The organism is Aquabacterium sp. A08, from assembly GCF_011742065.1.
Genome location: NZ_JAAQQT010000688.1, coordinates 53,401 through 66,593 on the forward strand (window position 1 = coordinate 53,401; position 13,193 = coordinate 66,593).

13 protein-coding genes are annotated in these 13,193 nt (G+C 70.6%); 3 read left to right on the plus strand and 10 right to left on the minus strand.

Features of this window, described 5'->3' with window-relative positions:
* Positions 1 to 68: 68 nt before the first annotated feature.
* From HA630_RS18710 to HA630_RS18730, 5 genes are read right to left on the minus strand one after another with little or no spacing between them, the layout of a single operon-like run.
* Positions 69 to 1,196 (minus strand): ABC transporter permease, encoded by a 1,128-nt coding sequence (locus HA630_RS18710; protein WP_166836717.1) that lies wholly within the window; start codon positions 1,194 to 1,196, stop codon positions 69 to 71.
* Positions 1,197 to 4,037 (minus strand): ribosome-associated ATPase/putative transporter RbbA, encoded by a 2,841-nt coding sequence (gene rbbA, locus HA630_RS18715; protein ID WP_166836719.1) that lies wholly within the window; start codon positions 4,035 to 4,037, stop codon positions 1,197 to 1,199.
* Positions 4,034 to 5,098, minus strand: a complete 1,065-nt coding sequence (locus HA630_RS18720; RefSeq protein WP_166836721.1) for an HlyD family secretion protein — start codon at positions 5,096 to 5,098, stop codon at positions 4,034 to 4,036. The genes rbbA and HA630_RS18720 overlap by 4 nt, the downstream gene beginning before the upstream one ends.
* A gap of 25 nt (positions 5,099 to 5,123) precedes the next feature.
* Complete coding sequence (locus tag HA630_RS18725) at positions 5,124 to 5,870, minus strand: flagellar brake protein (RefSeq protein WP_166836723.1); 747 nt, start codon at positions 5,868 to 5,870, stop codon at positions 5,124 to 5,126.
* A complete protein-coding gene (locus tag HA630_RS18730; RefSeq protein WP_166836725.1) occupies positions 5,871 to 6,788 on the minus strand; it encodes an inositol monophosphatase family protein in 918 nt (305 codons plus the stop codon).
* An 82-nt stretch (positions 6,789 to 6,870) separates the two neighbouring features.
* On the opposite strand from HA630_RS18730, the gene HA630_RS18735 reads away from it, so the two are divergent.
* Both HA630_RS18735 and cysE read left to right on the plus strand, forming a co-directional pair.
* Positions 6,871 to 7,665 (plus strand): RNA methyltransferase, encoded by a 795-nt coding sequence (locus HA630_RS18735; protein WP_371809289.1) that lies wholly within the window; start codon positions 6,871 to 6,873, stop codon positions 7,663 to 7,665.
* A gap of 31 nt (positions 7,666 to 7,696) precedes the next feature.
* Positions 7,697 to 8,461 (plus strand): serine O-acetyltransferase, encoded by a 765-nt coding sequence (gene cysE / locus HA630_RS18740; protein WP_166836729.1) that lies wholly within the window; start codon positions 7,697 to 7,699, stop codon positions 8,459 to 8,461.
* Between the two features lie 39 nt (positions 8,462 to 8,500).
* Here the strand turns inward: cysE and mog are convergent, their stop codons facing one another.
* Both mog and yjgA read right to left on the minus strand, forming a co-directional pair.
* The gene (gene mog, locus HA630_RS18745) at positions 8,501 to 9,094 is read right to left on the minus strand and encodes a molybdopterin adenylyltransferase (RefSeq protein WP_166836731.1); all 594 of its coding nucleotides are present in this window, start codon (positions 9,092 to 9,094) and stop codon (positions 8,501 to 8,503) included.
* Positions 9,095 to 9,102: 8 nt separating this feature from the next.
* Positions 9,103 to 9,759, minus strand: a complete 657-nt coding sequence (gene yjgA / locus HA630_RS18750) for a ribosome biogenesis factor YjgA (RefSeq protein ID WP_166836733.1) — start codon at positions 9,757 to 9,759, stop codon at positions 9,103 to 9,105.
* A 21-nt stretch (positions 9,760 to 9,780) separates the two neighbouring features.
* On the opposite strand from yjgA, the gene pmbA reads away from it, so the two are divergent.
* The gene (gene pmbA, locus HA630_RS18755) at positions 9,781 to 11,247 is read left to right on the plus strand and encodes a metalloprotease PmbA (RefSeq protein WP_166836735.1); all 1,467 of its coding nucleotides are present in this window, start codon (positions 9,781 to 9,783) and stop codon (positions 11,245 to 11,247) included.
* 75 nt (positions 11,248 to 11,322) lie between these two features.
* Here pmbA and murI read toward each other — a convergent pair whose 3' ends face one another.
* The 3 genes from murI to rpsU form a co-directional block, all read right to left on the minus strand.
* Positions 11,323 to 12,159 (minus strand): glutamate racemase, encoded by an 837-nt coding sequence (gene murI, locus HA630_RS18760; RefSeq protein ID WP_166836737.1) that lies wholly within the window; start codon positions 12,157 to 12,159, stop codon positions 11,323 to 11,325.
* A 40-nt stretch (positions 12,160 to 12,199) separates the two neighbouring features.
* On the minus strand, positions 12,200 to 12,661 hold the full coding sequence (locus tag HA630_RS18765) for a GatB/YqeY domain-containing protein (RefSeq protein ID WP_166836739.1): 462 nt from the start codon (positions 12,659 to 12,661) through the stop codon (positions 12,200 to 12,202).
* Positions 12,662 to 12,775: 114 nt separating this feature from the next.
* A complete protein-coding gene (gene rpsU, locus HA630_RS18770; RefSeq protein ID WP_101047008.1) occupies positions 12,776 to 12,988 on the minus strand; it encodes a 30S ribosomal protein S21 in 213 nt (70 codons plus the stop codon).
* Between the last annotated feature and the right edge of the window lie 205 nt (positions 12,989 to 13,193).

Sequence of the window (13,193 nt, forward strand, 5' to 3'; positions counted from 1 at the left end):
GCGGGCGGCGTCCAGGGCGTGATCATAGGATCACTTGCACGCGCTGCCGTGGACCGGGTCGGGGGGCGTCAGGCCAGTTGCGCGATGGTGCGGCGGAAGCGCCGCAGCGACAGGGCGAACAACGCCGCACCAATCAGGGCCAGGGCCACGAAGGACGGCCAGACCACCGCCAGTCCGGCGCCGCGGTAGAGGATGGCCTGGCTCATCTCGGTGAAGTGGGTGGTGGGCGCCAGCGACATGAGCCACTGCACCCAGTCGGGCATGCTTTCGCGCGGGGTGACGCCGCCGGAGAGCATCTGCAGCGGCATCATCACCAGCACCATCAGCAGGCCGAACTGCGGCATGCTGCGCGCCACGGTGGCCATGAAGATGCCCATGGAGGTGGTGGCGAACAGGTGCAGCGCCACCCCGGTGAAGAACAGGGCCAGCGAGCCTTCGATGGGCACCTGCAGCGCCCAGCGGATGACGCCGTGTAGCGACAGCGCCGTCGCGACCAGCACCACCAGCGCCATGGCCCAGACCTTGGCCAACATGATCTCGGTCGGGGTCACCGGCATCACCAGCAGGTGTTCCACCGTGCCGTGTTCGCGTTCGCGGATCAGCGCCGCCCCGGTCAGGATGATGGACAGCATGGTGACCAGGTTGACCAGTTCCATGAGCGAGCCGAACCAGACGTTGGACAGCGTGGGGTTGAAGCGCATGCGCGTGACCAGTTCCACCGGTAGGGCGGCGCTGCCGCGGTGGCGCTGCACGAACTCGGCTACCTCGCCCTGCACGATCTGCTGGGCAAAGCCGCTGCCGGCGAAGGCCTGGCTCATGCGGGTGGCGTCCACGTTGAGCTGCAGCGCCGGGGCGCGGCCGGCCAGCACGTCGCGCTGGAAGTGCGGCGGAATCACCAGCACCAGGGTGTAGCGGCCGGCGTCCAGCCCGGGGTCCACCGCCGGGTGTTCGATGCGCTCGGGCGCCTTGAAGGCCGGCGGGTAAAAGGCGCTGGCGATGCGCGCGGACAGCGCGGAGTCGTCTTCGTCCACGATGGCGATGGGCGTGCGGTGCAGCGTTTCGGGCATGGCCGTGCCCGCGGTGTACACCGCCACCGTGAAGGTGTAGACGATGAGGAACAGCATGGTCGGGTCGCGCCACAGGCTCCACAGCTCCTTGACGCCGAGGCGGTAGATGTGGGCGAGGTGGCGGCGCATTCAGGCCTCTTGCTTTTTCAGCAGCAGCACCGCCAGGCCCAGGATGACCGGCGCCGCCACGGCCAGCGGCCAGAAGGCCGCCGCCAGGTCCTGGAAGCCCAGCGCCTTGTTGAACACGCCACGGCTGACGACGAACATGTGGCTGGCCGGGTGCACCTCGCCGATCCAGCGGCCCACGCCTTCCAGCGACGACACCGGGTGGATCAGGCCGGCGAACTGCACCGCCGGGATCAGCGTGCCGACCATGGCGAAGAACATGGCCGCGATCTGGCTGCGCACCAGGGTGGAGGCCAGCAGCCCCATGCCGGTGGCGCTGAAGGCGTAGAGCAGGGCGGCCAGCGCCAGCGCGGGGAAGCTGCCGGTCAGCGGCACGCCGAGCACGGTGACCGCGGCCAGCGTCATCAGGCCAAAGTTGAGCAGGGCCAGGGCGACGTAGGGCAGTTGCTTGCCCAGCAGGAATTCGGTGCGGCTGGTGGGGGTGACGTAGAGGTTGACGATGGAGCCCAGCTCTTTTTCGCGCACCACCGCCAGCGCGGTGAGCATGGCCGGCAGCATCAGCAACAGCAGTGGGATGACGGCCGGCACCATGGCCGGCAGGCTTTTCACATCGGGGTTGTAGCGGAAGCGGGTTTCCACGTTCACCAGGCCGACGGCATCCTGGCCGGTGCGCTGGCGGCTTTGCTGCGCCAGCCAGTGCCCGTGCAGGCCTTGCAGGTAGCCGCTGACGGTTTCGGCGCGCTGCGGCATGGCACCGTCCACCCAGGCACCAATTTCCACCGGCTGGCCCCGGGCCAGGTCGCGGGCAAAGCCTGCGGGAATTTCCAGTGCCAGCGCCAGGTCGCCGTTGCGCAGCCGGCGGTCGATCTCGGCGTGGTCGGCCGGCGGCGGGCGTTCGACGAAATAGCCCGAGCCCGACAGGTGCAGCGTGTAGTCGCGGCTGAGCGTGGTCTGGTCGCGGTCGAGCACGGCGTAGCGCAGGTCCTCCACGTCCATGCTGATGCCGTAGCCCATCACGAACATCAGCAGCAGCGAGCCGAGCAGGGCCAGGGCGCCGCGCACCGGGTCGCGCTGCAGCTCCAGCGCCTCGCGCCAGGTGTAGCTGTAGATGCGGCGCAGGCTCTGGCGCAGGCGCCGGGCGAGCTCCGGGCGCGCGGGTTCGTGCGGCGTTCGGGGAGGCGGTCCGCCCGGCGCGCGGGGCGCTGGCGCTGCGTCAGCCGGGCTGTGCACGTCCGCGTTCGCGTCCGTTGCCGCCGGTGCCGACATGGCCCCGCCAGCCTCTCCAGGGGCCGCTGCCCCGGTGCCGCTCGCCTGCACCAGGTGGTGGATGAAAGCCTCCTCCAGGGTCGCGGCACCGCACGCCGCCGCGATGGCCGCCGGGGTGTCGCTCACCAGCACGCGCCCGGCGTGCATCAGCGAGATGCGGTCGCAGCGCTCGGCCTCGTGCATGAAGTGGGTGGAGATGAACAGCGTGACCCGGTCGCGCCGCGCCAGCTCGATCATCAAGCGCCAGAACTGGTCGCGCGCGATCGGGTCCACGCCCGAGGTCGGCTCGTCCAGGATCAGCAGCTCCGGCCGGTGCACCATGGCCACCGCCAGCGACAGGCGCTGGCGCAGGCCCAGGGGCAGGCGTTCGGGCAGTTCGTCCACCGCGTCGGCCAGGCCGAAGCGGGCCACCATCTCGGCCACGCGCGCCGGCACCTCGGCCTCGGGCACCTGGAACAGGCGGGCGTGCAGCACCAGGTTTTGCGCCACCGTCAGTTCGCCGTAGAGCGAAAACCCCTGCGACATGTAGCCCACCCGCTGGCGCGTGGCCATGTCCCGGGGGTCCACCGGGTGGCCGAACAGCCGGGCCTGCCCTTCGCTGGCGGGCAGCAGCCCGGTCAGCATCTTCATGGTGGTGGATTTGCCGCAGCCGTTGGAGCCGAGGAAGCCGAAAATCTCGCCGCGCTGGATGCGAAAGCTCACCCCGTCCACCGCCACGAAGTCGCCAAAGCGCATGGTCAGGCCCTCGGCCTCGATGGCGGTGTCGCCCTGGCCATTGCCCCGCAGCGGCGGGATCTCCACCGGCCGGTGGTCGCGCCGCCGGGCCTCGGGCAGCAGGGCGATGAAGGCGGCCTCCAGCGTGGCCGTGCCGGTGCGCCGCAGCAGGTCGGCGGGCGCGCCCTCGGCCAGCACGCGGCCGGCGTCCATCGCCACCAGCCAGTCGAAGCGCTGGGCCTCGTCCATGTAGGCGGTGGCCACCACCACGCTCATGCGCGGGTGCTGGGCACGCAGCCCGTCGATCAGGCGCCAGAACTGCACGCGGGCCAGCGGGTCCACCCCGGTGGTGGGTTCGTCCAGCACCAGCAGGTCCGGATCGTGCACCAGGGCGCAGCACAGCCCGAGTTTTTGCTTCATGCCGCCCGACAGCTGCCCCGCCGGGCGCGCCAGAAAAGGCCGCAGCCCGGTGGCGGCGGTGAGCCGGTCGATGCGCTGGCGCCGCTCCGCCGCGCCGTGGCCGAACAGGCGGGCGAAGAACTGCAGGTTTTCCTCCACCGACAGGGTGGGGTAGAGGTTTTTGCCCAGGCCCTGCGGCATGTAGGCGATGCGCGGACACACCGCCCGACGGTGCCGGGACTGCCCCATGTCGCCGCCCAGCACGGTCAGCTGGCCGGTTTGCAGCGCCCGCGCGCCCGCCAGCAGCGCCAGCAGGCTGGACTTGCCCACCCCGTCGGGACCGATCAGGCCGACCATGCGGCCGGCGGGCAGGTCCAGCGTGATGCCGTCCAGCGCGGTGGTGGTTTTGTAGCGCAAGCCCACGCCCCGGAGCCGGGCCACGGGCTCGGGCGGTGCGGCCGTCATGGTGGGGCTGGCAGGGTCAGGCGGTCGGGCCAGGGCGCGGCCGGGTCGAGCTGGAGCCAGGCCACGCCGGGCAGGCCGGTTTTCACCTGGTCGCGGTGGCGGCGCAGCAACTCGGGGTCCACCTGGGCGCGCACCCGGAACATCAGCTTCTGCCGTTCGCTGGCGGTTTCCACGGTTTTGGGCGTGAACTGCGCGGTGCTGGCCACGAAGGAGACCCGGGCCGGCACCACGAAGTCGGGGGCCGCGTCGAGCACGATGCGCACCTCGCTGCCCAGCGCCACGCGCCCGGCCACGGTTTCCGGCAGGAAGAAGGTCATGTACACGTCGCTCAGGTCCACCAGGCTGAGCACGCGCCCGCCGCTGGCCACGATCTCACCGGGGTGGGCGATGAGGAACTGCACCCGGCCGGCGCGGGGGGCGGTCAGCTGGTTGTCGGCCAGCTCCACCTCGATGCGGTGCAGCGTGGCTTGCAGGGCCTGCACGTTGGCCTCGGCGGCCGGCACCTGGGTGCGGGCGGCGGCCACGCCGGCCTGGGCCGCCCGCGCCTGCGCCTGCGCGGCGGTGAGCGCGGCGGTCAGGGTGCGCACCTTGGCGCGGTCGTCGTCCAGCAACTGTTCCGAGAAAAAGCCATCGCGCGCCAGTTGCTCCGACCGCGGCAGGCGGCGCCGGGCGGTGTCCAGGTCGCTTTCCCGCTGCGCCACCACCGCCAGCGCGGCCTGGTGGTTGCTCTCGGCCTGGGCCACCTGCACCTGCGCCGTCTGGATGGCCTGCTCGGCCTGTTGCAGCCGTGCGCGGGCCTCGTCGTGCTGGGCCTGCAGGCTGTCGCTCTGCAGCCGGGCCAGGGGCTGGCCGGCTTCCACGAAGTCGCCTTCGCGCACCAGCAGGGTCTGCAGCCGGCCGGCGTACTTGGCGGCCACCGCAATCTCGGTGGCCTCGATGCGGCCGTTGCCGCTGACCAGCCCGTGGTCCGTGCCGACCCCGAGCCACGGCCGCCACAGCGCCAGGGCCAGCGCCGCGAGCAGCGCCAGCACCCCACCGCCGGCTTTCCATCGCATCGTCATCTTCGCTCCTGTTCCAGGGGCGGGGTCAGCCGCTCAGGGCGCGGCGGTCCAGCTCCAGTTGGGTGATGCAGCGCTGCAGCAGCTGTTCGGCGCGTGCCGTCAGCCGGCCAAAGCGGCAGCCCACCTTGTGCCGCACCTGGCCGCTGCGGCTGGTCTGGGTTTCCACGTGGCGCACTTCCAGCTCGGTCGTGAACTCGCCCAAGGCGTCCAGCGTCAGGGTGCAACCGTGCACCACAGCGCCATTGTGCAGCAGCAGGCCGGGCCAACCCGGATCGACCAGGCACAGGCCACCCAGCGACAGGTCGATCAGTTCAACCGACACCGGCTGCGGCGGCGTGCCCACCGGCAGGGTGCAGCGCACCTTGTGGCCGGCCGGCAGGGACATGCGGTGGAACTCGCGCCGCTGCAGGCGGTGCAGGCGCACTGGCGCGGCACAAGCGAAGGCCGGCAGGCCGTCGTGGGTGGCCCGCTGCAGCGGGCCGATGGGCGCCTGCAGGTCCACCCCGTCCAGGTTGGCGGTCAGCAGCACTTCGGCCTGGCCCAGCAGGCGTTCGTTGGTGCGCGCGTCGGGCCCGACGTCCAGCAGCAGGTCGCCCTGGTTGCCCACCGCCAGCACGCTGGAGACGATGGACGCCTCCGGGCCGTGCCACAGCAGCACCCGTTCGCGCTGCTTGGCCAGGGCGCGCAGTTGTTGCCGGATGTCCAGCGGGTAGCGTATCCAGAAAGGGCTGTGCTCACCCGGCAGGCGCAGGGGGTGGTCGCCCGCGCTCATTCAGAACGGGGCGTCGTCGCCCGCGGCGTCCGGGGCCTCGGCCGCCGCGGGGGCGTCGGCGGCGGCCGGTGCGGTGGCCTGGCGCACGGCGGCCTTGTCGCCGGCGCTGGCGAACTTGCTGTACTTGCCCAGCAGGCCCACCAGCTGGCCATAAATGCGCGGGTTGCCGGCCAGGCACTCTTTCTGTTCCAGGAAGTCGGCCTCGCCGGTGAAGTTGCCGATCAGGCCGCCGGCCTCGGTCACCAGCAGCGAGCCGGCGGCCACGTCCCAGGGACTCAGGCCGGTTTCAAAAAAGCCGTCGGCAAAGCCCGCGGCGATGTAAGCCAGGTCCAGCGCGGCGGCACCGGGGCGGCGCACGCCGGCCACCTTGGGCATCACGTCCTGCAGCATCTGCATGTAGGTCTGGAACTGGTCGCCCGGGCGGAAGGGGAAGCCGGTGCTGACCAGGCAGTCGCGCAGCACGGTGCGCTTGGCCACGCGGATGCGGCGGTCGTTCAGGTAGGCGCCGCGCCCCTTGGTGGCGCAGAACAGGTCGTTGCGGGTGGGGTCGTAGACCACGGCCTGCTCGATCTTGCCGTCGTACATCAGCGCGATGCTGACGCAATAGACCGGGAAGCCGTGGATGAAATTGGTGGTGCCGTCCAGCGGATCGATGATCCAGGTGTGCTTGCGGCCCTGGCCCTTGCCCTCCCGGCGGCCCGACTCTTCGGCCCAGATGCCGTGGTCGGGGTAAGCCCCCAGCAGCGTGTCGATGATGGCACGCTCGGCCGCGTGGTCGATTTCGGTGACGAAATCGTTGGTTTGCTTGGCCGAGACGCGGACCGATTCGACGTCGAGCGCCGCGCGGTTGATGATGTTGCCAGCGGTGCGCGCAGCCTTGATGGCCACGTTGAGCATGGGGTGCAGATGGGAGGACATGGATTGTGCGAGGAACGGGGTAGGGCTGCGCGATGACAGCGACAATAGCGCCATTTTACTTGGGGCACCACCCCAGCGCAACGTGAACCCTGTTTTTCCCGCCACCCGCTTCGTCCTGATCGAAACCAGCCACGCCGGCAACGTGGGCGCGGTGGCGCGCGCCATGAAGGTGATGGGCTTTGACGACCTGGTGCTGGTGCGCCCACGCTGGCCCGATGTGCTGCAGCGCGACGAAGCGGTGGACCGCGCCAGCGGCGCGGCCGACGTGCTGGCCCGCGCCCGGGTGGTGGACACGCTGGACGCCGCCCTGGATGGCATGACCCACCTGTGTGCCACTGCGATGACGCCGCGCGACTTCGGCCCGCCGACCCGGGCACCGCGCGAACACCTCGGGGCCCTGGCGGCTGACTGGCTGGCGCCGGGTGCTGCTGCCCCGGTCGCGGCCCAAGGCTTGGCCCTGCTGTTCGGCAGCGAGCGCTATGGCATGAAAAACGAAGACGTGTACCGCTGCCACGCCTGCCTGCGCATCCCCACCGCGGCCGGGTACGGTTCCCTGAACATCGCCGCCGCGGTGCAACTGATCGCCTACGAATGGCGCCAGGCGCTGGGCGGGTTCGACGGGGCGGTGCCTGCGTCCAACCCGGCGCCCCTGGCCGATGGTGCGGCGCCGGCCGATGCCCAGGCCATCGCCGGCCTGCTGGCGCATTGGCAGGAGGCGCTGGTCGCGGTCGGTTTCCTCGACCCCGCCGCGCCGAAAAAACTCCTGCCCCGGCTCAACCAGCTGTTCAACCGGGCCCAGCCCACGGCCGAGGAAGTCCACATCCTGCGCGGGGTGGCGCGCGCCATGCAGCAGACCGCGGGCCGGGCAAAGCGCTAGACTGTCTGGCCCACTCCGACACACACCACGCATGTTCGCCCGCCTCAAGTCCGACATCGACTGCATCCTCGAACGCGACCCTGCCGCCCGTTCGCGCTGGGAGGTGCTGACGTGTTACCCGGGTTTGCACGCGGTGGTCCTGCACCGGCTGGCGCACGCCTGCTGGCACGGCGGTTTCAAGTGGCTGGGGCGCTGGGTGTCGCACTGGAACCGCTGGCTCACCGGCATCGAAATCCACCCCGGCGCGCGGCTCGGCCAGCGCGTCTTCATCGACCACGGCATGGGCGTGGTCATCGGTGAAACCGCCGAAATCGGCGACGGCTGCACCATCTACCACGGCGTCACACTGGGTGGCACCTCGCTTTACAAGGGCACCAAGCGCCACCCCACCCTGGGCCAGAACGTGGTGGTGGGGGCCGGCGCCAAGGTGCTGGGCGGCTTCACCGTGGGCGACGGCGCCAAGGTCGGCAGCAACGCGGTGGTGACCAAGCCGGTGCCGGCCGGCGCCACCGCGGTGGGCAACCCGGCGCGCATCATCCAGGCCGAGGCCGACGCCAAGCGCGAGGCAGCGGCCGAGAAAATGGGGTTTTCCGCCTATGGCGTGACCCAGAACGACGACCCGCTGAGCCAGGCCCTGCGCGGCCTGATCGACAACGCCGCCGGCCACGAGCACCAGATCGCGCTGTTGTGGCAGGCGCTGGAAAAGCTCAGTTGCCCGCGCAAAGAAATGCCGGCCGACGCCGCCACCACCGAACACTTCGAGGCGCAAAAGCTCAACGACCTGGTCGGCAAGTGAGCCGTGGGCCCGCCGAGGCCGGCGGGTGGGGCGTGGCCCTCAAGCGCGCGGCGGGCGGAGGGCGCTCTTCGGCCGGAAGGCCGGGCACACGGCCTCGTGCGTTTCCAGGTAAGGCCCGCCGATGAGGTCGATGCAGTAAGGCACGGCGGCAAAAATGCCGTGCACCCGTGGCCGGCCGTCGGCGTCCTTCAGGCCTTCCAGCGTCTCGGCGATGCTCTTGGGCTGGCCCGGCAGGTTGATGATGAGCGTGCGGTCGCGGACCACCGCCACCTGGCGCGACAGGATGGCCGTGGGCACGAAGGCCAGGCCGATCTGGCGCATTTGTTCGCCAAAGCCGGGCATTTCCTTGTGGGCGACGGCCAGCGTGGCCTCGGGCGTCACGTCGCGCCGCGCCGGGCCGGTGCCGCCGGTGGTCAGCACCAGGGCACAGCCGGCGTCCACCAGTTCGATCAGCGTCTGGCTGATGACGGCCTGCTCGTCGGGAATCAGGCGCGGCTCGAAGCTGATCGGGTTGCGCAGCGCGCGGCCCAGCCAGTCCTGCAGCGCGGGCAGGCCCTTGTCTTCGTAAACGCCGCTGCTGGCGCGGTCGCTGATGGAAACGATGCCGATCTTGACGGGGTCGTAAGTGCTCATGGCGGGGCTCAGTGTGCGGTGTCTTCGGGGGTGTCGCCGGCCTCGGCACGGGCCTGTGCGTCCAGCCGCTCGCGCACCAGCTGGAAAATTTCGCGGTAGCTCTTGCCGTGGCGCACGGCCTCGCCCGGGCGCTCGGCGGCGGCCTGTTCCTGCGCGTCCTTGCGCGCCTGGCGGATCAGCGAACGCAGCCGCTGCAGGTCGGCCGCCGCGTCCAGCGCCAGCCACTCGGTCAGGGCCGTGTCGTCGGCGATCAGCCGGTCGCGCCACTGCTCGGCCAGGTGCAGGCGCAGCGTGTCGGCCGCGCTGCCCTGGTGCTGCACCGCCAGCGCGGCCTCGATCGTCTGCACCGTGGCCTCGTCCAGCTTGCGCATCAGCTTGCCGATGAACTGCATCTGCCGCCGCTTGCCCTCGAAGTTGGTGATGCGCTTGGCCTCGGCCACCGCCTCCAGCAGCTTGTCGGGCAGGTCGAGTTTGAGCATCAGGCCCTGGCGCAGGGTCAGCAGTTGCTCGCCCAGGTGTTGCAGGTGGTCGCTGTGTTTTTTGAGGTCGGTCTTGCTGACCTCGACGTCGCCTTTGAGTTCGCGCTTGAGTTCCAGGTCCAGCTCGCTGCCTTCTGCAACGAAATGGCCTTTGACGAAATAGCCTTTGGTGGGTTTGCGTGCCATCCAAGTATCATAGCCGTCGACATGAAAAAGACCCCGACCCCGGCCGCCCCGCGCGCGGCCGCACCGTCCCGCCGTGCCCCGGCCACGCCCGCCACCCCTGCCGCCCCCGATGCGCCGCTGCCCGGCTTCCAGTACAGCCGCGGCCGTTTCGAGGAGCTGGCCGACCTGGCCCTGACGCACGCCCGGCAACTGGGCGCGTCCGACGCGGGCGTCGAGGTGTCCGAAGGCGCGGGCCTGAGCGTGTCGGTGCGCAAGGGCGCGCTGGAAAACGTCGAGCGCAACCGCGACAAGTCGCTGGGCATCACCGTGTACCTGGGCCAGCGCCGCGGCAACGCGGCCACCTCCGATTTTTCCCCGGCGGCCATCCGCCAGACGGTGCAGGCGGCCTACGACATCGCGCGTTTCACCGCCGAAGACCCGGTGGCCGGCCTGCCCGACGAGCAGGACATCGCCAACGACTACCCCGACCTGGACCTGTTCCACCCCTGGGCCATCGGCGCCGAGGAGGCGGTGCAGATCGCCCTGCGCTGCGAGGCCGCGGCCCTGGCCACCAGCAAGAAGATCACCAACAGCGAAGGTGCCGGCGTGTCGGCCCAGCAGTCGCACTTTTTCACCGAGCACCTGCGCGGCGGTGAACGCGGCCGCGCCGGCATTTTCCGCGGTGGCTACGCCAGTTCGCGCCACAGCTTTTCGGTGGCCCCCATCGCCGGCAAGGGCGCGAACATGCAGCGCGATTACTGGTTCAGCTCCACCCGCGCGCCGGCCGACCTGGCCAGCCCCGAGGCGGTGGGCCGCTACGCCGCCGAGCGTGCGCTGGCGCGCCTGAACCCGCGCAAGGTGGCCACCACCGAATGCCCGGTGCTGTTCGAGGCGCCGCTGGCCGCCGGCCTGCTGGGCGCTTTTGTGCAGGCCATCAGCGGCGGCGCGCTCTACCGCAAGACCAGTTTTCTGGTCGACAGCCTGGGCCGCCAGGTGTTCCCGAAGCACATCGACCTGTTCGAGGACCCGTTGATCCTGGGCGCCAAAGGCAGCAGCCCGTTCGACGACGAAGGCGTCAAGACCGTGGCGCGCCAGGTGGTCAGCGCCGGCTGCATCAAGGGCTATTTCCTCAGCACCTACTCGGCGCGCAAGCTGGGCATGCGCACCACCGGCAACGCGGGCGGTTCGCACAACCTGTACCTGACCAGCCGCCAGACCCAGGCCGGCGACGACCTGGACGCCATGCTGCGCAAGCTGGGCACCGGCCTGTTCGTGACCGAGCTGATGGGCCAAGGCGTGAACTACGTGACCGGCGATTACTCGCGCGGCGCCGCCGGCTACTGGGTGGAAAACGGCCAGATCGCCTACCCGGTGCAGGAAATCACCATCGCTGGCAACCTGAAGGACATGTTCCAGGGCATCCAGGCGATCGGGGCCGATGTGTACGGTTATGGGGCCAAGAACGTCGGTTCCATCCTGATCGACCGCATGAAGCTGGCCGGCAGTTGAAGCACACGGGCCGCTTTTGACCGAGCGGCGGAGTGGGCCGGCGGCCTGGGCTGTGTGGCCGGGCCGCGTCGGGCCTCAGGCTTCGGTCGGCTCGGCCAGGCGTTCCACCGCCACTGGCTGGGGCCACAGCACGCCCATCACCTGGGCCGCGCGCGCCAGGTCGCCACTGCTCCAGAAACGTTCGCTCCCGCTGCCGGCCGGGTTGCGCAGCCGCAGGGCCTCGAGCCGGCGCGCCAGTTCGCGCGCGACCGCCGCCGAGGGGTCCAGCACCGCCACGCCCGGGCCCGCCACCCGTTCGATGACCGGCCGCAAAAACGGGTAATGGGTGCAGCCGAGCACCAGGGTGTCGGCGTGCTGGGCCAGCAGCGGCGCCAGGTGTTCGGCCACCGCGGCTTCGGTGTCGGGGCCATCCAGTTCGCCGCGCTCCACACGTTCCACCCAGCCCGGGCAGGCCTGGGCCAGCACGCGCACGCCGTGGGCGTGTTCCGCCACCAGCCGGGCCAGCCCGGGGCTGTGCACCGTGTTGCGGGTGGCCAGCACGCCCACCACGCCACTGCGCGTCTGCGCGGCGGCCGGCTTCACAGCGGGTTCGATGGCCACGATGGGCACGTTCGGGAAGCGTTCCCGCAGGTGCCGGATGGACAGGCCGGTGACCGTGTTGCACGCCACCACCACCGCTTTGCAGCCTTGGGCCAGCAGGGCCTGCACCAAGGCTTCGGCGCGGGCTTGCACGTAGGCTGGGGTTTTGTCGCCGTAGGGTGCGTGGCCGGAATCGGCCAGGTAGTGCAGCGTTTCGCCCGGCAGCAGGGCGCGGATCTCGCGCAGCACCGACAGGCCGCCCACCCCGGAGTCGAACACCCCGATGGGGGCGCCGGCCGGGGTGGCGGACGCGGGGGCAGCGGGGGCCGTCATGCGGGGCAGGGGCGAAAAAGGCCGAAGGGGTGGCGCCGTTTCAGCCGGCCAGGGCGGCCTTGACGGCGGCCGAGACCTGGGCCATGTCGGCTTGGCCGGCCAGTTGGGCCTTGGCGGCGCCCATCAGCTTGCCCATGTCGGCGGCGCCGGGCGCGCGGCCCAGTTCGGCCGCCAGCGTGGCCACCAGGGCCTGCACCGCAGCGCCCACTGCCTCGGCGCTCAGGCGGGCCGGCAGGTAGACCTGCAGCACCGCGGCTTCGGCCTTTTCCACGTCGGCCAGGTCGGTGCGGCCGGCCTGCTCGAAGGCGGCGATGGAGTCCTTGCGCTGCTTCAGCAGCTTGTCCACCACGGCGACCACGCCCGCATCGTCCAGCTCGATGCGCTCGTCCACCTCTTTTTGCTTGATGGCGGCCAGCAGCAGGCGAACGGTGCCGAGGCGGCCACTGTCCTTGGCGCGCATGGCGGCCTTCATGTCTTCGGTGATCTGGGCTTTGAGGGACATGGGGTGCTCCGTGGAGTGGGTGGGGTGGTGGGGCAAGAAACAACAAAGCCCGCTGGAGCGTCCTCGAGCGGGCTGGTGTGTGCTGAACACGGTGGGCGGCGAAGCCGCCACGGCTCAGTACAGGCGCTTGGGCAGCTGCATGGAGCGCACACGCTTGTAGTGGCGCTTGACGGCGGCGGCCTTCTTGCGCTTGCGCTCGGCGGTCGGCTTTTCGTAGAACTCGCGGGCGCGCAGGTCGTTGAGCAGGCCCAGTTTTTCGATGGTGCGCTTGAAACGGCGCAGGGCGACGTCGAAGGGTTCGTTGTCTTTAACGCGGATGGTGGTCATTAGCTAATGGTTTCCAGTTTGCGCCGCGCCGGTGTCCAGGGAAGATCGGGCCCCAAAACCGCGCCGCGGCAAGTTTTCCCCGTCTACAAGGTGATCACGGCCGACGGGGGTTTGCCAGCAAAGTCCAGCATTATAGACCGGTCTTGGGGTGTTGCCCAGGGGTTTTTGCCGCTACAGTGGCAGCACCGCCGGGACGCAGGAGATG

Excerpts from the sequence above, each read along its gene's own strand:
- HA630_RS18710 (WP_166836717.1), bottom strand. The coding sequence starts at position 1,196 with ATGCGCCGCCACCTCGCCCACATCTACCGCCTCGGCGTCAAGGAGCTG.
- rbbA (WP_166836719.1), bottom strand. The coding sequence starts at position 4,037 with ATGACGGCCGCACCGCCCGAGCCCGTGGCCCGGCTCCGGGGCGTGGGC.
- HA630_RS18720 (WP_166836721.1), bottom strand. The coding sequence starts at position 5,098 with ATGACGATGCGATGGAAAGCCGGCGGTGGGGTGCTGGCGCTGCTCGCG.
- HA630_RS18725 (WP_166836723.1), bottom strand. The coding sequence starts at position 5,870 with ATGAGCGCGGGCGACCACCCCCTGCGCCTGCCGGGTGAGCACAGCCCT.
- HA630_RS18730 (WP_166836725.1), bottom strand. The coding sequence starts at position 6,788 with ATGTCCTCCCATCTGCACCCCATGCTCAACGTGGCCATCAAGGCTGCG.
- cysE (WP_166836729.1), top strand. The coding sequence starts at position 7,697 with ATGTTCGCCCGCCTCAAGTCCGACATCGACTGCATCCTCGAACGCGAC.
- mog (WP_166836731.1), bottom strand. The coding sequence starts at position 9,094 with ATGAGCACTTACGACCCCGTCAAGATCGGCATCGTTTCCATCAGCGAC.
- yjgA (WP_166836733.1), bottom strand. The coding sequence starts at position 9,759 with ATGGCACGCAAACCCACCAAAGGCTATTTCGTCAAAGGCCATTTCGTT.
- pmbA (WP_166836735.1), top strand. The coding sequence starts at position 9,781 with ATGAAAAAGACCCCGACCCCGGCCGCCCCGCGCGCGGCCGCACCGTCC.
- murI (WP_166836737.1), bottom strand. The coding sequence starts at position 12,159 with ATGACGGCCCCCGCTGCCCCCGCGTCCGCCACCCCGGCCGGCGCCCCC.
- HA630_RS18765 (WP_166836739.1), bottom strand. The coding sequence starts at position 12,661 with ATGTCCCTCAAAGCCCAGATCACCGAAGACATGAAGGCCGCCATGCGC.
- rpsU (WP_101047008.1), bottom strand. The coding sequence starts at position 12,988 with ATGACCACCATCCGCGTTAAAGACAACGAACCCTTCGACGTCGCCCTG.